Source organism: Bacteroidota bacterium (assembly GCA_016715425.1).
Classification (GTDB): Bacteria; Bacteroidota; Bacteroidia; order Chitinophagales; family BACL12; genus JADKAC01.
This window is the reverse complement of sequence record JADKAC010000008.1, coordinates 116,426-138,347: the sequence shown is the minus strand read 5'-3', so window position 1 is coordinate 138,347 and position 21,922 is coordinate 116,426. Positions and strand designations below refer to the sequence as shown.

Annotated in this window: 15 protein-coding genes; 5 read left to right on the top strand and 10 right to left on the bottom strand. The window is 34.6% G+C overall.

Annotated elements, in window-relative coordinates:
- Positions 1-180 precede the first annotated feature (180 nt).
- The gene (locus IPN31_14715; GenBank protein MBK8683130.1) at positions 181-447 is read left to right on the top strand and encodes a class II glutamine amidotransferase; all 267 of its coding nucleotides are present in this window, start codon (positions 181-183) and stop codon (positions 445-447) included.
- 32 nt (positions 448-479) lie between these two features.
- On the top strand, positions 480-887 hold the full coding sequence (locus IPN31_14710) for a hypothetical protein (GenBank protein ID MBK8683129.1): 408 nt from the start codon (positions 480-482) through the stop codon (positions 885-887).
- A 268-nt stretch (positions 888-1,155) separates the two neighbouring features.
- Here the strand turns inward: IPN31_14710 and IPN31_14705 are convergent, their stop codons facing one another.
- The 10 genes from IPN31_14705 to IPN31_14660 form a co-directional block, all read right to left on the bottom strand.
- Entirely contained in the window at positions 1,156-3,294 is a 2,139-nt protein-coding gene (locus tag IPN31_14705; GenBank protein MBK8683128.1) for a catalase, read from the bottom strand.
- A 29-nt stretch (positions 3,295-3,323) separates the two neighbouring features.
- Entirely contained in the window at positions 3,324-3,890 is a 567-nt protein-coding gene (locus tag IPN31_14700; GenBank protein ID MBK8683127.1) for a ferritin-like domain-containing protein, read from the bottom strand.
- A gap of 452 nt (positions 3,891-4,342) precedes the next feature.
- A complete protein-coding gene (locus tag IPN31_14695; protein MBK8683126.1) occupies positions 4,343-4,900 on the bottom strand; it encodes a YceI family protein in 558 nt (185 codons plus the stop codon).
- Between the two features lie 31 nt (positions 4,901-4,931).
- Complete coding sequence (locus tag IPN31_14690) at positions 4,932-5,654, bottom strand: pirin family protein (protein ID MBK8683125.1); 723 nt, start codon at positions 5,652-5,654, stop codon at positions 4,932-4,934.
- A gap of 334 nt (positions 5,655-5,988) precedes the next feature.
- Positions 5,989-6,612, bottom strand: coding sequence for a Crp/Fnr family transcriptional regulator (locus IPN31_14685; protein ID MBK8683124.1), 624 nt, complete (start codon positions 6,610-6,612; stop codon positions 5,989-5,991).
- A 173-nt stretch (positions 6,613-6,785) separates the two neighbouring features.
- Positions 6,786-7,367 carry a hypothetical protein gene (locus IPN31_14680; GenBank protein ID MBK8683123.1) on the bottom strand — a complete coding sequence of 194 codons (582 nt, stop codon included), beginning with the start codon at positions 7,365-7,367 and terminating at the stop codon, positions 6,786-6,788.
- On the bottom strand, positions 7,364-8,116 hold the full coding sequence (locus tag IPN31_14675; protein ID MBK8683122.1) for an alpha/beta hydrolase: 753 nt from the start codon (positions 8,114-8,116) through the stop codon (positions 7,364-7,366). The genes IPN31_14680 and IPN31_14675 overlap by 4 nt, the downstream gene beginning before the upstream one ends.
- Before the next feature lie 2 nt (positions 8,117-8,118).
- The gene (locus IPN31_14670; GenBank protein MBK8683121.1) at positions 8,119-9,957 is read right to left on the bottom strand and encodes a glycoside hydrolase family 13 protein; all 1,839 of its coding nucleotides are present in this window, start codon (positions 9,955-9,957) and stop codon (positions 8,119-8,121) included.
- A 1,503-nt stretch (positions 9,958-11,460) separates the two neighbouring features.
- The gene (locus IPN31_14665; GenBank protein ID MBK8683120.1) at positions 11,461-13,032 is read right to left on the bottom strand and encodes a RagB/SusD family nutrient uptake outer membrane protein; all 1,572 of its coding nucleotides are present in this window, start codon (positions 13,030-13,032) and stop codon (positions 11,461-11,463) included.
- Positions 13,033-13,043: 11 nt separating this feature from the next.
- The gene (locus tag IPN31_14660; protein ID MBK8683119.1) at positions 13,044-16,019 is read right to left on the bottom strand and encodes a SusC/RagA family TonB-linked outer membrane protein; all 2,976 of its coding nucleotides are present in this window, start codon (positions 16,017-16,019) and stop codon (positions 13,044-13,046) included.
- A 386-nt stretch (positions 16,020-16,405) separates the two neighbouring features.
- Between IPN31_14660 and IPN31_14655 the strand changes: the two genes are divergently transcribed.
- From IPN31_14655 to IPN31_14645, 3 genes are all read left to right on the top strand, one after another.
- Positions 16,406-17,134 carry a T9SS type A sorting domain-containing protein gene (locus tag IPN31_14655; protein MBK8683118.1) on the top strand — a complete coding sequence of 243 codons (729 nt, stop codon included), beginning with the start codon at positions 16,406-16,408 and terminating at the stop codon, positions 17,132-17,134.
- 153 nt (positions 17,135-17,287) lie between these two features.
- A complete protein-coding gene (locus tag IPN31_14650; GenBank protein ID MBK8683117.1) occupies positions 17,288-20,089 on the top strand; it encodes a T9SS type A sorting domain-containing protein in 2,802 nt (933 codons plus the stop codon).
- 321 nt (positions 20,090-20,410) lie between these two features.
- Positions 20,411-21,913, top strand: coding sequence for a T9SS type A sorting domain-containing protein (locus IPN31_14645; protein ID MBK8683116.1), 1,503 nt, complete (start codon positions 20,411-20,413; stop codon positions 21,911-21,913).
- Positions 21,914-21,922: the final 9 nt, after the last annotated feature.

Sequence of the window (21,922 nt, the reverse complement as noted above, 5' to 3'; positions counted from 1 at the left end):
TCTTATTAGCATCACGAAATCAAAGAAGTTCTGTAATCCAAAATCAACTATTAATTAATACCTTGCATACACTATGTGTAGATGGCTTGCTTATTCCGGTGCTCCTATTTTAATGGGCGACTTAATTCATAAACCAAAAACAATTTAATTCATCAGAGTTTACATGCACAGTCGGTGCGTGTGCCTACTAATGGAGATGGATGTGGTATTGGCTGGTACGATAATTTTGCGACGCCGGGTTTATATCGCAGCATACATCCTGCTTGGAATGATATGAACTTGCTCGATCTTGCAGATCATATTGAATCGCCATTATTTATGTCGCATGTGCGGGCAACATCATTAGCTTCCGTACAAGAAACCAATTGCCATCCTTTCCGATATAACAATTGGTTGTTTTTACACAACGGTCAAATTGCAGATTTTAAAAATTACATCAGCCGTTAATCGCTAAAATTGCTCCTGAATATTTTAAAAATATGTTAGGCACCACAGACTCTGAAGTGATGTTTCATCTTGCACTTACTTATGGAATGGAAAAAGATGTGATTGGTGGAATAAAAAAAATGGTGGAGGTAGTAGAACAAACTGCAAAAGAAAATGGTATTGAGGATGCTATCTGGATGACTTTATGTATTTCAAATGGTAAATCTCTTTGGGCTTTTCGTTATGGTAGCGATGGTAAATCACCAACTCTTTATATCAGTCCGGGTATTGATGAACTGATAAAAATAAATCCTGCTATAGATGGCAAATTTGGAGATTTTGCCGCATGTATTGTTTCAGAACCTATTGGTAATTTCCAGGATATATGGCAAACCGTTTCAGAAAATTCTGTTGTAACAGTTGAGAATAAAAAAATAAGTGTTGTTGATTTTATTAAGTGAGTAGTGAGTGGTGAATGGTGAGAAGTGAGTAATCAGTGATGAGTAATCAGTAATGAGTTTTTTATAGTGAATAGTGAGAAAAAATAAGTAATTGGTAATGAAAAATTTTTTACCTGGAACCAAACCCGAAACTATTTTAGTCAATGTTCTAAGTCAATATTCAAAGTTATTTTACCAGATATAAACTGCAATTAAATTACTCTAAAAAAGTGAGGCTGAATCAAAATGAAACAGCCTCTATTTTACATTGAAAACAAAACAATTTTAATTACGCAGGAACAACAGGATTTAGTTCACGTTCCCAAAATCTGTGTTGCTTTATGTCTTTTACAAAATCCATAATTTTTTCGTTGGTGCAAACACCATCTGCCGGTAATTTAATTTCAGGAATTGCTTTCTTTATTAAATCAACAGCATCCTTATCTGCGCCAATCGGTTTGCAATGTTTAAAAGCTTCTGCTATAAAATGCAGCGCAGCAGACTGATTAGAAAGTGCTTTTACATTATTGCCACCTGCAACATATACCGCATCAAAAACAACCGAAGTAGCTGTGAGTAAACTTTCATCAATTGGATATTGATCGCCGGATTTTGTAGTTACAAATCCATGATTGGGAGCTATCACTGACACCATCGCATCTAAATCACTTAATTCTTTTTTTATTTTCGTGAATGCTTCGTCATTAACTCCATCTGCAGTTAGCAGCGCAACTCTTCTCGATTTAATATCTCCGGGTAATTTATTGGCCATACTTAATGATGGCGCACTACTAATAGGTAATTTATTTTTAAAAGATTTATAATCTTCTAATTTTCCATCTGCAGGAATACTACCTGTAATTGGTTGTGAAAGTTTCTCTGTTTTCAATCCTAAATTATCAGCAACAATGTTTGCTAATTCTTTATCTATTTCTAAAAGCATGTTTACCATTCGTTGACGAATAGGAACAATTTTTACCTTTCCTAATTCAAAAGAAAATGCATTTTGTAAATGTCGCTTCTCATGATTATTTAAACTATTATAAAATAATTCCGGCTGACTAAAGTGATCGAAGAAACTCTTGCTTCTCTTGCGGATTTTTGTTGCATCAATACGCTCTTCATAAGAATTAAATCCACCTTCTGACATCATTGCCTGAAACGGACAACCTCCACCAATTGAGTTAGGATTGTAGGAAACCTTTCCTTTATTAATTTGCATTCTATGCATGCCATCACGTTGATGATTAGTTACATCAGGAATAGATTTATTAATTGGAATTTCATGAAAATTAGGCCCACCTAATCTTGAAATTTGTGTATCGGTATAAGAGAATAATCTACCTTGTAATAAAGGATCGTTGGTGAAATCAATTCCGGGTACTAAATGCCCGGGATGAAAAGCAACCTGTTCTGTTTCCGCAAAGAAATTATCCGGATTTCTATTCAAGGTCATCTTTCCAATAATTTCAACAGGTACCATTTCTTCCGGAATTATTTTCGTAGGATCTAATAAATCAAACGGATATTTATGTTCATCTTTTTCAGGCACTATTTGCACACCTAATTCCCATTCGGGATAATGCCCTTCATCTATTGCTTCCCACAAATCTCTGCGATGAAAATCAGTATCCTTTCCTGCAATTCTTTGCGCTTCATCCCAAGCTAATCCCAATACACCTTGCAATGGTTTCCAATGAAATTTTACAAAATGCGAAACTCCTTTTTCATTTATAAAGCGAAATGTATGAATACCGAAACCTTCCATCATTCGTAAGCTTCTTGGAATAGAACGATCGCTCATTAACCACATAATATTATGCATAGCTTCGGGCATCAGTGAAATAAAATCCCAAAACGTATCATGTGCTGATGCTGCTTGTGGAATTTCGTTATGCGGTTCCGGTTTTACTGCATGCACCAAATCAGGGAACTTGGAAGCATCTTGAATAAAAAATACCGGCGTATTATTTCCTACCAGGTCATAGTTTCCTTCTTGTGTATAAAACTTTACTGCAAAGCCACGGATATCACGAGGCATATCTGTAGATCCTCTGGATCCTGCAACTGTAGAGAAACGGACAAACACCGGTGTTTTTATTGATGTATCATTCAGAAATTTTGCTTTGGTATATTTTGCCATTGGCTTATATAATTCGAAAACACCGTGCGCACCTGAACCCCTTGCATGTACAATTCTTTCCGGAATTCTTTCATGATCGAAGTGTGTTATTTTTTCACGGAGTATAAAATCTTCAAGTAGTGTTGCGCCTCTATCACCGGCCTTTAATGAATTTTGATCATCATTAATTTTTAGTCCTTGATCAGTGGTTAAAAATTCACCTTGATTATCCGTTGTAAATTTTCCTAATTGTTCCTGTTTAGGATTGGCCCCATCTTCAAAGGGTTCTTTTTCATTTATTTTCATAATAATTTTTCTTTAGTAAGTAATGAGATTTAAACAGCCTTTAATGCCTTGGATTTTAATTTACCACCAACAGCCTGAGAATTTAAATTAGTATCGGCGATATAACTCAATAAAGTATCTGATTTTTTTTCTTCTCCTAAGGTTTTTAATAATAAATCCAAAGCTGTTCTTTCATTTAAAGTTTTGGCAAATGCGGCTAATGTTCCGTAAGTGGCAATCTCATAATGTTCTACTTTTTGTGCGCTTGCAATGATGCCTGCATCACGTACCGGACCTTCTGCGGTTTCCTCCATTATTTCATCGCCTTCTTTTATCAAACCATCCATTGCCAAACATTTTTTTCCTTCGGCCTTTTTCCCTAATGATTTGAACACTTGCTCTAATCTGACAACATGTTCTTTTGTTTGCGCTAAATGATCTTTGATAGCAGTTTTTAATTTAATGTCAGTGGCATTATCATACATTTTCGGCAATGATTTTACCAGAGCATTTTCAGCCCAGTAGATGTCTTTTAGTGCATCTATAAAAAAATCTTTAAGCGTAGTAGCAACTTGACTTTTTTCGGTTTTTGTAGTTTTTGTTTTTTTAGCAGCCATAATGTTTATTTTTATTTGGGTTCACTATATAAATAATTTTTTAGCCCAAATTGTTTAAAACAGGTTTAAATTTTTTGTATCCACGATATTTGTTTTTTTGGTTAGTGAATGGTGAGTGGTGAGTGGTGAACAGAAAAAATCAGTGATGAATAATCAGTGATGAGTGATGTTTTTTAACCTGAAGCCCGAAACATGAAACCCGAAACTTTTTTAGTCAATAGTCAATGTTTTTTCGCCAACAGCTAACGGCCAATTGCTAATAGCCATTTAATCAGTGATGAGCTTTTTTTCATTGTCAATTGTCAACTATCAATTGTCAATTTAAAAAGTCAATGTTCTATGTCAATAGTTATAGTTGTTCAGCAAATTGCTAACGGCCAATTGCTAATAGCCAAATAAAAAAACCTTCACCACTTTCGTAGTAAAGGCTTTCTTCTTTTAACCCTTAAAAATTAATTCACTTGTTCTTTATTTTTTGTAAACTGAATATCAATATTCAACTTCACATCTTCTGCCACCAAAACACCACCGGCTTCTAAAGCTGCATTCCAATTTAATCCCCAGTCTTTACGATAAATTTTTCCTGTAATTACAAATCCTGCTTTATCATTTCCCCACGGATCTTTTAAGATACCGCCAAACTCCACATCTAATTTTACAGATTTGGTGATGTCTTTAATTGTAAGATCTCCGGTTAAAACAAAATCTCCTTCATCCATTTTTTCAATTTGTGTGCTTACAAATTTCATTTCAGGATATTTGTCTGAATCAAAAAAATCTGCACTGCGCAAATGTGTATCTCTTGCTTCTGCACTTGTATTCACCGAAGCAGTTTTTGCAGTAAATTTAATTTCTGCAGTGGAAAAATCTTCCCCTTCTGTAGTTAAAGAAACATCATAGTCTTCAAATTTTCCACGCACATTTGTAATCATCATGTGCTTTACTTTAAAGCCTACTTCTGAATGTGCAGTATCAGCCATCCATTGTGTTTTACTTGCTGTTGTTGTCATAATAATATTCTTTTTTATTAACTGAATTAATTTAATAAGTCGTCATCGGCACTTCTATCAACAAAATTTCTGCATCGTCTGTTAGTGCTTTTATATTTATGGTTTCTATATCAGTGATACCAATTGCATCTCTTCGCTGTAATATATTTTCGTTTAAAGAAATCTCACCGCTTAGTATAAATGCATAAAGTCCATTTATTGTTTTATGAATTTTATATTCCACACTTTTCCCCGCATCAAATTTCCCCAGATTAAACCATGCATCTTGATTAATCCATACACCAGCACCATTTGCATCAGGCGAAATAATTTGTTGCAATTTATTTTTTCTATCCGCCGCATTCAATGTAATCTGATCATAACGAGGCTGCACATTTCTTTTATTTGGAATAATCCATATCTGTAAAAATTTTACTTGTGCATTTTTATTCCTGTTGTATTCACTATGACGTACACCGGTTCCTGCACTCATCACTTGAATGTCGCCATTTTTAATAACAGTTACATTTCCCATGCTGTCTTTATGTTCCAAATCTCCTTCCAATGGAATACTTATTATTTCCATGTTATCATGCGGATGCGTTCCGAAACCCATTCCTGCTGCAACAGTATCATCATTCAAAACACGCAATGCACCGAAATTAATTTTTTCAGCATCATAATAATTTGCAAAGCTGAAACTGTGAAATGATTGTAACCAACCGTGGTCGGCAAACCCTCTTTCATTCGCTTTAATTATAGTATTGTTTTTCATAATAATTATACATGATTTGCTATTGTATAATATGTTATTGCAAAGTTAAGTTGGATGATACCAGAAAATTGTTGAAGTAGATTAAGAAAGTGAGTAGTGAATGGTGAATGGTGAATGGTGAATGGTAAATGGTAAATGGTAAATGGTAAATGGTAAATTAAAAAATCAGTGATGAGTAATCAGTAATGAGTTTTTTTAGTCAATGTTAAAAGTCAATAGTCAATGTTTTCTCGCCAATTGCTAAAAGCCAACTGCTAATAGCCAATTAATTAGTGAGGAGTTTTTTTTAACTCGAAACCCAAACTTGAAACCCGAAACTTTGAACCTTCTAACACTAACTTTTTTTCTTCGTTTTTCTATTTCTTATTTTACTTAAAAATTCCGGCGACATACCGAGGAAGGAAGCGATATGATGTTGAGGAATACGTTGAGGAATTTTGGGATAACGCTTTATAAATTCTTTATAGCGTTCTTCTGCAGTTTGTGTATAGGTTTGAAGTAAGCGATATTGCATTGCAATATTAGAACGTTGCAACATAATGCGAAACATGCGTTCGAATTTTGGTATCTCATCAAATACTTTTTCTTTATTCTTTTTTGTCATTCGCCAAAGAACACTGTCTTCCAACGCCTGAATAAATAAGCGTGATGGTTTTTCTTCCATATAACTTTGCAAATCACTGAGCCACCAATCTTCCACGGCAAACATCAGGTTCACATCAAATCCATTATCATCAATATAGTAAATGCGTACACAACCTTTAATTACATACCATTCGTATTTACATATTTGGCCTGCTTCCAAGAGATATGTTTTCTTTTTTACTTTTAGTTTTTCAAGCAGACTATGATATAAATTTCTTTCGTCATCATCTATTACAATACACCTGTTGATATAATTATCAATTTCAGCATACGCATTTTCTGTAGCGTCAATTTTTGATTTCGGTTTTGGCATATACAGTGATTTGAATGTCTGATAATTTGCTATTAAAAATATAACAGTTTTAATTGTGCTCAAGATTAAAAAGCAACAGTCCTTTGTAAAAAATTAACATTAAAGAACATAATGCAATTAGAAATAATAAAAAACCTTTGCGCAAAAACTTTGTGTCCTTTGCGGTATAATCCTTATGGTCTAAACTTCTGACGATTTATAAACCAGCTCACTCCAAGTTTAAAAACTATATCTGTGTAACTGTTTATTTCTCCGTATTCTTTATAAGCAGGAGACCAAGTAAAACGGGGAGCAATAGTGCCTGTAATAAAAAAGTGGCTGCCGGTTTTATAAGATGCAACAAATGCAGGTTCAACCGCAAATACATATAATGGATTTGGTTTCGTTAATGCAAAGCCATTATAAATATTTAAATCAGTACTTATCATCCAATTACTTTTTATGTAAGTAACACTTTCTTTATCCGCAGCACGAATAAATCCTGTAGGCCGCATCCATACTTTTGAATATCCTGTTTGAATTAATACCTGACTTCCCCAACCTGTTATGCTGTATTCTGCACCGAGATTATATAACACACCAAATTTTTTAATTACAGATGTATAGGTTGCATCTAAAGTAAATCCGGAAGAGATATCAAAATCAAAATTGTTGTTGTAATACAAACCAACTGCATTTCCCGCTTGCACAGAATATTGTTGTGCATGTAATGCTGTTGCAGAAAATAATAATATGCTGAGTATAAATTTTTTCAATTGAGATTATTTACTTCAAAAAATTTTTCGATAAACAGTATCGTTTCTGCTTGTTGTTGCTCTCTTGTAATTGTTGCATTTCCATCACCATTCTGTTCACCATAATCACCAAAGAAAGCATGTATGCCACCATCAATTTTATGATAATATGTTGCACCCGGATACATCAACATACTATCTGCATTTGTAATTGTAATTCCTGTTGGTAATAAATCGGAGGCATTGTCAATATCACTTTGAGAAACCAAACCATCAAGACTTCCATACATAGAAAGTACAGGAATAAACAGTGAAGAAATATTTGTGTTGTCTCCCGGATATGCAGCTAATAATATTAATCCTTTAAAAGTATTTTTTTCTTTTGCTATTGTTGTGCAAGCTATAGAACCTCCAAGCGAATGTCCTGCAATAACCCAATCATCCACATAAGAAATATCTTTAATTACCTGCATGCCTTTATCTGCATTTAATACCGCAAGATTTGCAGGTTCCTTTACAATGGCAACTGTATGTCCGTTACCACTTTTTGCAAACTGCGCCATTAATGAAATATACGCATGTGGATCTACAAGCCCACCGGGATAAAATAATAATCCGGTATTTCCGGGAATTCCTGTTTCAGATTCTATTAAAATATATTCCCGTTCTTCTGTTATTCTTACGCCATCAATTTGTGGTAAATCAGGCAGATAACTACAAGAAGTAATTGAAACAATTAAAAGAAAAATGCAGACAATATTTTTTATCATAATTAATGTATCAACTCAATTACTAATGCACTTTGTTTTGGAATTGTAATGGTTTTCAAATCAGAAAGTGTTTCGCCGCTAATAACGTTTTTACCTTTTGTATAAGTATGCAATCGTTCATAGAATCTTTTTGTATTCACTATTCCTTCTTTCTCATTAGAATTTAAAATTACCATCACACAAGCATCATCAGTATATCGAAAATATACATAGATACCATCTTCAGGAATGTATTGCATCAGCTTGCCGTCTGCAAAAACAGGATTATCTTTTCGCCAATTGGCAAGTGTTTGAATAAATTCAAAATATTCTTTCTCTTCTCCCAAAATATTTTTCTTATCAAATTTATTAATGGTATCTCCAGACCATCCTCCGGGGAAATCAGGACGCAATGCATCTAATGGATTTGCATATCCTTCAAATAAAATTTCATCGCCATAATACCATTGCGGAATGCCCCTGGTGGTCATAAAAAATGCAGCAGCCATTTTTGTTTTCGCAAGACTCTTTCCCACCATGGAATAAATTCGGCTTACATCATGATTACTAAGAAATAATACATTGTAATATGCACTACCATATAAATAATCCTGCGAAAGGATATGATATATTCTGCGCAATCCTTCTGTCCATCCAAAATTTTCATTCAATCCTTTATGCATGGCTTCATACAAAGTAAAATCAGTTACACCCGGCAATAATGAATTATAACCTGTAGTTAAATTATTATCTCCTGCAAAATATCCTTGTACACCAACACCATCCACCCATACTTCCGCAAACACTCCGAAGCCCGGATATTCCAAATCAATTGCTTTTTTCCAATCAATTAAAAACTGCAAATCAGAATACGGATAAGTATCTAATCTGAATGCATCCACTTGCGCATATTCCACCCACCAGATATTATTTTGAATTAAATAATTTGCAACAAAAGGATTGCGTTGATTTAAGTCGGGCATCTGTTTATCAAACCAACCATCGCTCATTAATTTTTTATCTGCTTCACTTGCATACATATCATGCAGAGAAGAAGTACGATAGTTTGTTCTAGTAAATTCCGGCCAAACATTTACCCAATCATCCATCGGCATATCGCGAATAAACCAATGCTGATCGCCCACATGATTATGCACTATATCCATCACCACTTTTATATTGCGTTTATGACATGCACTCACATATTCTTTATATAATTCATTTGTTCCAATGCGAGAATCAATGTTATAATTATCTGTTGTTGCATAGCCATGATAACTATATAATGGTTGATCATTTTCAATCATTGGTGTTGTCCAAATTGCTGTAACTCCAAGTGACTGTATATAATCCAAATGATTTATAATTCCCTGCAAATCTCCACCATGTCTTTTCAATACAGAACTTCTATCAATGTCTTTTTCCTGCATTGTTTCAAAATTATCATTGGTAGTATCACCATTTGCAAAACGATCGGGCATTAATAGATAAATAAAATCACCACCATCCAAACCATAATTAAAATTTCTTTGCGTGCGTTTTTTTAATTCATAGGAAAATGAAAATGATTTTTTACTTGCATTAAATTCCATTGGAACTAAACCCGGTTTTGCTGTTGAGTCAATCAACAGATTTATAATAATGTAATTCGGATTTTTAACATACTCAGTAGATAATAATTCTACACCGGGGTAATTAATTGTGATTACACTGCCGGTAATATTTTCACCGTGAATTAATAATTGCAAATTTGGATTATGCATTCCTACCCACCAGTTTGGTGGAGCAACATGTTGCACTTGTTGTGAAAATACAAAGAGTATAATTTGCAGAAATACTATCAGTGAAAATATTTTTTTCATAATCATTAAAATTAAAAAAGGGCTTCAACAAAGAAGCCCTTTCAAAAATATATATTGATAATTAAATTACCCGAAATTAATATCCCGGATTTTGTACAAGATTCGGATTTGCAACAATGTCTGCTTGTTAATTTTAACTGCAATATGATTCTCAAAGAAAAACATTGTGCGATCTTTCTTGTCTTGAAACAAGAAAGAACCAAAGAAATTCAAGGCTGTACAGTATTTCTTTGAATTCTACTCAAGTGAATTTCTTCAGCGCAATACAAGCCGTTGTGCTGCGCTTCACTTCTGTATGGCTTCCACAAAAGCCTCCGCACAAAATTCACTTGTTTGAATTCTACAGAAACCCTGTAAGGCCGATGAACATCTTGCTTCTATGGGTAAATGATATGAAATAAAAAAGATTTATGGAAATCAAAAGCTCTGCGTGATTAATTACTATGGAGCTTTTTCTTTTATATGCATTGCACAACTTAATTATTTATTTAGAATCAGGATTATTAAAGAATTTATTTGCATTGATTTTTTTTTAAATAGAATTAAATCATTGTGCGTTCTTTCTTGTCTTGAAACAAGAAAGAACCAAAGAAATTCAAGGCTGTACAGTATTTCTTTGAATTCTACTCAAGTGAATTTCTTCAGCGCAATACAAGCCGTTGTGCTGCGCTTCACTTCTGTATGGCTTCCACAAAAGCCTCCGCACAAAATTCACTTGTTTGAATTCTACAGAAACCCTGTAAGGCCGATGAACATCTTGCTTCTATGGGTAAATGATATGAAATAAAAAAGATTTATGGAAATCAAAAGCTCTGCGTGATTAATTACTATGGAGCTTTTTCTTTTATATGCATTGCACAACTTAATTATTTATTTAGAATCAGGATTATTAAAGAATTTATTTGCATTGATTTTTTTTTAAATAGAATTAAATCATTGTGCGTTCTTTCTTGTCTTGAAACAAGAAAGAACCAAAGAAATTCAAGGCCTTACAGTATTTCTTTGAATTCTACGCAAGTGAATTTCTTCAGCGCAATACAAGCCGTTGTGCTGCGCTTCACTTCTGTATGGCTTCCACAAAAGCCTCCGCACAAAATTCACTTGTTTGAATTCTACAGAAACCCTGTAAGGCCGATGAACATCTTGCTTCTGGGTTGTTTTTTTTTTTTTTTTTTTTTTTTTTTTTTTTTTTTTTTTTTTTTTTTTTTTTTTTTTTTTTTTTTTTTTTTTTTTTTTTTTTTTTCTTAAAAAAAAAAAACCCAGTTTTTTTTTTTCTCCCTCCCCCCCCCGGCCGCGCCGCCGCGCCCCCCCCCTCCCGCCCCCCCCCAACCCCCCCCCCCCATTCCCCTTTTCCCCCGGAACCCCCGGGCCGTCTTTCTATGGGTAAATGATATGTAATTAAACTGTTGGATGGAGGATAAGAGATGGGTCAGAAAAATAAAAAAAGGGCTTCTATGTTGAAGCCCTTTCAAAAATATACATTGATAATTTAATTACCCGAAATTAATATCCCGGATTTTGTACAAGATTCGGATTTGCAACAATGTCTGCATTTGGTAATGGATAAATATTTAAATATTCGTCTGTTGCAGTACCTCCCGGTACATTGCCTTTATATGGCCATAAATAAGTGCCGCCTGTAAATAAACCAAAGCGAATTAAATCAGTACGACGTTGACCTTCCCATTGTAATTCTCTTGCACGTTCATTAATTATTTTATCTAAATCAATTGAAACTACATTATGTGAAGCATCACCATAAGCACGTTCACGCACATTATTGAAATAGGTTATTCCCAAGCCCATATCAGCACCACCACGCACGGCAGCTTCAGCATACATTAAATACACATCTGCCAATCGGAACATGGGAAAATCAATATCAACAAAATCACCAACAGGATCGGAACCGGCTTCACCACCTTGTGTAATATTTCTCCATTTTGCCACTGCAAATCCTTGTGTAAATTGAGCAACATCTTCAATTTCTAAAGTCTGTCCATCGGTATAAAACATATTGCGTGTATCATCAATATCGGGAAACTGATTTACAAAAGCTGATGTAGCTCTGTTTCCCCCCCATCCGCTGTTAACACCAAACTCTGAAACAGGCATTGATCCTCCAATGGATGCATGCACAAGGAAAGAAGTACCTCCATAGGTTTGTGTATTTAATCCATCAAACGTAACCGGAAAAATCACTTCATTGCTCATATGATTATCTGCATAAAATAAATGTTTGTATTCCGGCTCTAAAGAATAACCTGCATCAATTACTTTTTGGCAATAGATTGCACAATCTGCATAACGATCTGTCCCATTATACACTTCAGAATTCAAATATATTTTTGCAAGCAAAGTCCAAACGGCTGCTTTATCAGCACGGCCATATTCATTTGCATTTGCATTCACCATAGAAGATTCAATTGCTAACAATTCCGATTCGATATAATCAAATAAATCTACTCTTTTAATTTGCGGAGGAAAGAAAGCACCCACTGCATCTTCTTCAGTTACGAAGGGAACATTTGCAAATAAATCCATTGCATGATAATAACTTAATGCACGCAGAAATCTAGCTTCTGCACGATAGGTACGAATAGTTGATTGTTGTGCATCTGTAAATCCTCTATCGCTCATATTCGCATCAGAAGCTTCACGAATAAATTCATTACACAATGGAATCTGATAAAAAATTCTGTAGTACATCGCTTGCACAAATGAACTTGAAGAATTCCATGTAGAAGTATTTAATTCAGGAATACCGACGTCATTCCATGCGCAAATTACCTCATCTGTTGGCAGTTCCTGTAAGTTCCATAATACACGTATGTAAGCAGAAAATCCTTCATCAATTCCGATGATATCCGGATCGCCCGCAGGACCTTGATTTCCTGATACTGCAAGACCTGCATATAATTTTGCAAGCACATGAATATACAAATCCGGGTCTTCATAAACCGCTGTGGTATTTAAACCGTATTCCGGCGAAAGATCAAGCTTATTGAAACATGCAGTAAGTGAAAAACTTACGATGCTTACAAAAGCGATTATATAAAATAATTTATTTTTCATTCTTAAATAATTTAGAAGTTAAAGCTTAAGTTAACTGAATACGTTCTTGGTCTTGGATAAAAATTATTATCTATACCCGAAGCAATTTCCGGATCAAGACCGCTGTAAGAACTTGCAACAAAAACATTTTGTACAACTGCAGTTGCTCTGAAACCTACATTGCCATTTATAATTTGACCGAAGTCATAACCCACATTCACATTATCCAATCGAACAAAGCTTGCTTTCTCTACATAGTAGTCAGAAAATAATTGTGGATTTTTAAATTCAGTTTCATTATAATTATCAACCACATTATTGAGATATCCTTTTGAAGAACCTACATTGAAAAAGTTACCGAGATTTGAATTGATATTATTATACACATAGCCTCCAAACTCACCTCTTAAACTGAAACCTGCGCTCCATTTTTTATAGTTGTAATTACCATAAAATCCTAAGTAGAAATCAGGAGCAGGATTACCATCAAAACGCACAAGGTCATCTGCATTTATTTTACCATCATTATTCTGATCTACATAACTGCCTTCCACAGGTTTTCCTGCTTCATACTGTTGCTGATAAGTATAAAAGGTATAAGTAGGAAATCCCACGGAATGAATTTGAATTGTACTTCCGACACCACCAGAAATACCTCCTACCAAAATACCTTCACTTGTTGGATCAGGAACTGTAGTAAGATTTGTTATTTCATTTTTGTTGTAAGTACCATTGAAACCAAATTCAAGATAAGTATTTTCATTATCCATAAAAATATAACCCAATGTAATTTCCATACCTGTGTTTTCCATACTACCTACATTGGTTAATAATTGATTGGTAAAATTTGTGCCTGCAGGAATCGGAATTACGGATAATAAATCATCAGTAGTTTTTTTATAAAATTCCAATGAACCATTGATGCGATTATTATTAAATCCAAAGTCTAAACCCACATTGATAGTGGTTGTTTCTTCCCACTTAATATTTGGATCATATCCATCAGGACGCAATACATAATAAAACAAATCGCCAAACTGATATTGTGCTGTAGAAGTACCTTCTGCATAGTTGGCGATATATGGATAATCATTACCCTGAATATCCTGCTGACCTGTTATACCCCAACCTAATCGTAATTTCAGAAAGGATAATGAACCGGCATTCTGCATAAAACTTTCTTCGCTTATTCTCCATGCACCTGCTACTGAAGGAAATAATCCCCAACGAGTATCCGGACTAAAACGTGAAGAACCATCTTCACGCAAAGTTGCTGTCAATAAATATTTCTCATTAAACACATAATTCAATCTTCCATAAAAAGAGATCAATGCATTATCTGTTTTAAATGGAATTCCCGGAGGCGTAATTGTATCGCCGGCAACATTCATATCCGGTTGCGCTGGACTTTCTGTAACCCAATATTGATAGGAATAACCACCTGTTAAATCAAAACGACTTTTAATTGATTTTAAATCTTTTGCATAATTAAAATACAATTCTAATAAGTTGTTGTTTTTACTTTGTTCATACACATTATCAACGCCACCTCTTAAATATGCCGAAGCTGCATCCGCAGGAACAAACACAGTTCCGTTGCTATTTGAAATATCTGTTCCGAGATTTAAGAATGCATGTAACTCAGGTAATACAGGTAATGAATAATCAAGTAAAACATTTCCAATAAATCTGTTCACCTTGCTTTTATCTTCACGTTGATTTAATAATCCAACCGGATTACGTGGAGCCAATTGATTTGGATCACCGGTGTTGGGATCAAGCCATTCAAAATATCCACCATAATCACTATTACCGGAATTCACGGATTGTGAAGGATCAAAAGTTACTGCAGAACCTATAGCACCTTGATCAGCAAAAGTGTTGCTATTATTATAAAATTTTGCGTTGGCATCCACCTTTAAATTATCATTGAAAAGTGTTGGATTTAAATTTAATGTTACACCCACTCTGTCTAATTGTGAAGTGCGCAAAATTCCATCTTCATGATAATATTCCATTCCTAAACGATAAGGTAAATTTTTAATACCACCTGTTAGTGATAAATTATTATCGGTATTAAATCCTAAATGATAAATCTCTTTTTGCCAGTCGGTATTTTCTGTTCCCAATTTTTCTTTTTGAGAAACAGAACCCTTTTCATTTATCAAAGAACGAAACTCATCACCGTTAGGAACAGCTACATAACCGGTTACCTGAGCAACACCATTATTGGTACTGAAATCCACATGCAATTTATCAGAAGCTTTTCCTTTTTTGGTAGTGATAATCATTACACCGTTAGCAGCACGAGAACCATAAATTGCGGCAGCAGATGCATCTTTTAAAACAGTAATACTTTCAATATCATTTGGGTTTAATAAACTCAGTGGAGTGGATGCACCATTGATAGAACTATTGTCAACCGGCACACCATCAATCACAATCAAAGGATCATTACTCGCATTTAAAGATGAGCCACCACGAATACGAATTTGACTTCCCGCTCCTGGCATACCACTGTTGGAAGTAATTTTTACACCCGCAATTTTTCCTTGCACTAATTGCTCCGGCGTAGAAATATTTCCTTTGGCAAAATCTTTTGTGGTAACTGCAACAACAGAACCAGTAAGGTCTTTTGTTTGCGTTGTACCATATCCGATTACAACTGCTTCATCCAAAATATTTACATCTTCCTTCATTATAAAAGAACGGTTAACAGTTTGACCGGCAGCAAATGTGATGCTCTCTATAGTTGTGAGATATCCCACATAAGAAAATACAACATTGTGGATTCCCGGATTTATTCCGCTTAGGATGTAGTTACCATCCATATCGGTAACAGTACCCGTTGATGTACCTTCTAAAAGAATGGTGGCACCGATTAAAGATTCTCCGAATTCATCCGTTATTCTTCCTTGTAATGTGGCTGATTGAGCAGCAGCAATAAGTGGAATTGATAACAAGCAAACCAGCAGAATTCTTTGAAAGCTTGAGTAGACTTTTCTCATGAATATTGGTTTTAAATTTTTAAAGAATTGATTTCCCCGATTTGACTTATAAAATATAAGCTTCCGGTTTTCTCTGCAAGTTTAAGTATTTACTATCATATAAGTAATGATTATTTTTTCAAACCATTAAATTAGAATTCCTATTAATAGCAAGGCTATGGCGGTTATTCCGACACACCTTTAATCCTCAAATGACTTCGGCTTACATCAATATTTGGCTTTAGAGGTGTTATCTAAACGAATTCAATGGATGCTCTGGAAAAATGATTTTCATTTATAAGTAAAATATTCCCGTTAAAAAGTTTTAAAAAAATTTATTAATCCGCTATGCATTAAAAGTTTCTCTACCTTTATTCTACAATTTTAAAAAATCTAAAAAGAAAATTATGAAAAGAAAATTACTTACAACCTTAAGCTTGTTTATGATACTTACCGGAGCAAGCTTTGCCCAACTTGTAACTATTACTTACAATGCAAACATTGGTAGTGGTGCCTTAGGTGCCGGTGCCGCAAGTGAAGTGTATATCCATAGTGGCGGTGGTGTTGCAGGTCCATGGGAAGCTGTGGTAGGCAACTGGGGAATGGATGATGGTATTGGTGAAATGACTGAAACTGATGATGATATCTGGGAAATTGAACTGCAATTAGATGAGTACTATGCTACTGCAGGATACACAGGTGGTATTCCTGTAAACTTCATCGGTATGGTTTTCAGAAATGGAGATGGAACCTTAGAAGGAAAAAATGAAGGTGCAGATATTATTTCTACTTACGATGCAGGTACTGATTCATATTCTACAGATTGCGAATGTGCAAACGTTGCTAAAGTAATTCCACAAAGTGTAAATACTATTGATGGTATTTCTAATATCACAATCGGACCAAATCCTTTTACATCTAATGTAGAAATTGCTTTCAATTTAGTAAGCAATGAAAAAGTTACATTAACTATTTACAATATGATGGGTGCGCAAGTTGCAACTCTTATTAATGGCAACTTAGGTGCAGGTAATCATGTTGCAAACTGGAATGGTAATAACCTTCCTGCAGGTAACTATATGTACCGCTTACAAACTGGTGCTGAAGCTACTTCCGGCAGCATTGTTAAATTATAATAATTAATTCTTTTATAGAAAACCCATCTCGAAATTATCGGGATGGGTTTTCTTTTTATATACATAATTGATTCAGCAAAATAATATTTACAAACCAAAGACTTACTTATAAATTGATTAGAAGTATTTTAGTAATTAAAGATTTATAACATCATGAAATTTTCTGCACTTTTTATTACACTATTTTTTAGCACTCTATTATCTGCACAAGTAGTTTCTACTATTCCGATATTTCCGCATGCAGATGATTCGGTTACAATAATTTTTGATGCAACAAAAGGCAATGGCGCCCTCACCGATGTGCCGCCACCCATATTTGCGCATACAGGTGTGGTAACAAATAACAGCGCCTCATTTACAAGTTGGGTGAATGTGCAAGGCAATTGGGGAACCTACGATGAAGAAGTATTGATGACAGAAATTGGTGAGAATCTTTATAAAATAAAATATCATATCCGTGATTTTTATGGTGTGGATGCCGAGGATACAATTTTCAGAATGGGATTTGTTTTTCGCAATACTGATGGAAGTATTGTGGGTAGAGAAGCAGATGGTTCTGATATATTTGTTGAGGTATATGATGCCGGATTAAATGTGTCAATTATTTCTCCTTCTTATGATCCTTATTTAGTTGAGCTTGGTGAATCTATTCCAATTTCTGCTGCTGCCACTTTTGTTGATAGCATGTTTTTATTTATTAATGATGTGCTGATTACTTCTGTGGAAGATTCCAGTATAGATTATAATTTTCTTACTACAGAATATGGTGAAGGTGTAATTCGTATTAAGGCAAAATCTGGTGCAGAAATAAAAGAAGATACAGCCTATTATTTTGTGCGTCCTCCGGTTACAGTTGAAGCATTACCCACCGATTTGCATCAGGGAATTAATTATGTAGATGACAATACAGTTACGCTTGTGTTATATGCACCGCTGAAAGAATATGTGTTTGCAGTAAATACATTTCATAACTGGAAAGAGAGTGTAGATAATTATATGAAAGTGGATACCGACATGGCTACTTTCTGGATTACAATTTCAGGCTTAACTGCCGGAGAAGAATATGCATATCAATATTTAATTGACGGTAATCTTTGGGTTGCAGATCCGCTTGCAGAAAAAATATTAGACCCGAATGCGGATAGTGGAATTCCAATTTCTGTGTATCCCGAAAATTTAGAATATCCCGCAGGTGTTTCTACAGGAATTGTTTCTGTTTTTCAAACGGCGCAACCGGAATATGATTGGATGGTTCCGGAATTTACTCCACCTGCTGTTGAAGATTTAGTTATCTATGAATTATTGGTTCGTGACTTTGCATCCGTGCGCAGTTATCAAACATTAATTGATACAATTAATTATTTAAAAACGCTTGGTGTAAATGCAATTGAATTAATGCCAATCATGGAATTTGAAAACAATGATAGTTGGGGTTATAATCCAAGTTTTTTTATTGCTCTTGATAAATATTATGGTACACGAACAAAGTTTAAAGAGTTTGTAGATATCTGTCATCAAAATGGAATTGCCGTGTTGTTGGATATTGCAATGAATCATGCTTTCGGTCAATGTCCGCTTGTGCGTATGTGGTGGGATCCTGCATTAAATGCGCCGTCTGCGGAATCCCCTTATTTTAATACAGTGGCTAAACATGATTATAATGTCGGCTACGATTTTAATCATGAAAGCGAAGCGACAAAAAATTTTAGAGACAGAGTTTTTACTTATTGGTTAAATGAATATAATGTAGATGGTTATCGATTTGATTTATCGAAAGGTTTTACACAAAATAATACTTTGGGTGATGTGGGTGCATGGGGTGCGTATGATGCAAGCAGAATTGCAATATGGAAAGAAATTTATGATACACTGATTGCTACTGAAGAAGATGCGATATTAATACTCGAACATTTTGCGGATAACACCGAAGAAAAAGAATTAGCAAATTATGGTTTTTTATTGTGGGGAAATATGAATTATAATTATGGTGAAGCTGCAATGGGTTGGGGAAATGCCGGAGGAAATTCCAGTTTGTTTTGGGCAAGTTATATATCCCGTGGTTGGGATAATCCGCATGCAGTTGTGTATATGGAAAGTCATGATGAAGAAAGATTGATGTATAAAAATGAAACGTTTGGCAACAGCACAATTCCGGATTATAATTGTAAAGATCAAAATATTGCATTGGCAAGAATGGAACAAGCAGCAACATTTTTATTTACTATTCCCGGACCAAAAATGATTTGGATGTTTGGTGAGTTGGGATATGATTACAGTATTGATTTTGGTTGCCGTGTTTGTCCGAAACCTGTGCGTTGGGATTATTTTACTGACCCGAATCGCTATAGACTTTATACTATTTATGCAGCACTTGCAAATCTGAAAACAACGTATGATGTATTTGGTACTGATGACTTTACTTTATCCGTTACAGGTCCTTTAAAAAGAATTAATTTAAATGATGATGCAATGAATGTAACTGTGTTGGGAAATTTTCAAGTAACAGCAGATGCAGTGTTACCAAACTTTCAACATACAGGTTGGTGGTATGAATATTTTACTGGCGATTCAATAAATATTTCTACAACAACAGATGGTATAAATATGGCGCCGGGTGAATATCGTTTATATACTGATGTGCGATTAACAACACCTGATATTCCTCAATCTGTTTTCGATGGAATTGCAACAACAGAAAATGGTATTACTATTTATCCAAATCCTGCAAGTGATATTGTGCATATAGAAATTGAAACTATTTATACTGCTGATGCGCAGTTAGAATTATATGATTTAACAGGCAAATTAATGTATGTTTCTAACAATGTGAATCTGCAAAATGGTGTAACAGGTTTTGATGTTGATGTGAAAATTTTAGGATTGCAAAGCGGCATGTATATCACAAAAATAATTGCGCAAGGAAAAATTTATACGGCGAAGTTGGTGGTGGAGTGAGCAGTGAATAGTGAATAAAAAAAATGAATGATGAGTAATCAGTGATGAAATTTTTTTAACCTGAAACTCGAAACAAAACGTAGAAAATTTTTTTTATAAAAAGATAAAATAAATTTTTATTTCTAATAAATTTATACGACTTTTATCGAATGGAAATTATTTTAAATAGTAATTACCCCCCCCCCCCAAGAAATTCTACTTTTGTCTTTCAGGTCTAATGAAACTTTGTGAAAAAAGTACACATCCACCTTAGTTGTTTATTTACGTTTTATCGAAAACACTTAACTCCTCAGTTTCAGTTAACAATTTAAATGAAATACAATGAAAACGAAATTATATACAACGATCATTATTATACTCACTGCCTTCAGCACACAATTAAATGCACAATGCTCTTACGCTTGGATTGGAATGGATTGGAGTGAATTTACTATTGAAATAACCGGAGGAGATTGTGCTCCTTCCACCCTAAAGGTAAACTGGGATTACTTTGTAGCTTCTTATGGGGGTTGCAGCCAAACTCATCAGTATAAAGCCACGGTAAAATTATACAGACGAAGTACTCCCACCGGAACAGGTACACTTGCACAAACTCAAGTAATTTCACCCAGCAGTTATCCAAAAGATTCGGCTGTATTTACAGTGGGTACCAGCTACTACTATTATGCTACGGTATTGGCAGAAACAAGAGTTACTAATGGCTGCTGCGGAACTACAGGATGGTATGGAAGTACTTGGGGCAACAGAAAAACAGTGAACGAGGTATTTATTGACGATGCACCTGTTGCAAATTTTAATGTAAACGGTTTAACAAGTTCCCTATGCGGTGGTGGGCCAGTGGATGTTTATACTTGCGGATCGTTTGTTTTAAATGATTTGAGCACTGGAAATATTGATGAGTATAGAGTATCCTATACTAAATATACTTCTGATTGTGGCGGACCAATAGGATCTTCACTTGCTAGTTCTTGGTATACCGGGAATCCTTCTGCAATAGATATGCATAGTATTTTTTCAGGTCAATTTACTAACAGTGCTAATGCAGGTTGGTATAAAATTAAGCTTGAAGTTAAAAACGATTGCGGAACAGGTTATTTCGAAAGGTGTATCAAGTTAACAAGCAGCACAACTGCGCTGGCTGATTTTAAATTTTTAAATGATATTGGAGGTTCTACTATTACACCCGGCACAAGTTGCGCTACAGCACCTTCCGTTTGTCAGGTTACACCTCAAATTGATCCTACATCCAGTACTGGAACAATAAATGAATATTATTTAAAAATAGATGAGTATAACAGTTCATGCACTTTTGTAAAAACGGTGGTGGATGGGTCGGACGATCCGGGAAGTATTTGCTCACTTTCTGAGCTAAACGTTATTTCATTGCCGTCTTATGTATATCAACACTGGGATTTGGGAGGTACCGCCGATCCGGTTTATTTTTATCATAATCCCAACATGCGATATAAGGTTACACTTACTGTATTAGGTGATTGTGGTTCTTATAGTAAAACAGGTTGGTTTGCAAATACAGATACAGATTGCAGATTTGGCGCTGAAGAAAATTTATTTGATTTTGATATATTTCCAAACCCGGCAAATGATGTTATTACAATTGCCTTTAGCGTAACCCGGTCATCTGATATTGTAATTGAGATTTACGATATGCAGGGAAATATTATTAATCGAATTTCGGATAAAGGTTATGAAGCAAATTCCAATTATAAACTGAATGCCGATATTGGTAATTTACCTGAAGGAATTTATCTATGCAAGTTTACAAATGGAAACACCACACAAACAAAAGCTTTTATTAAACAATAATTAAAAACA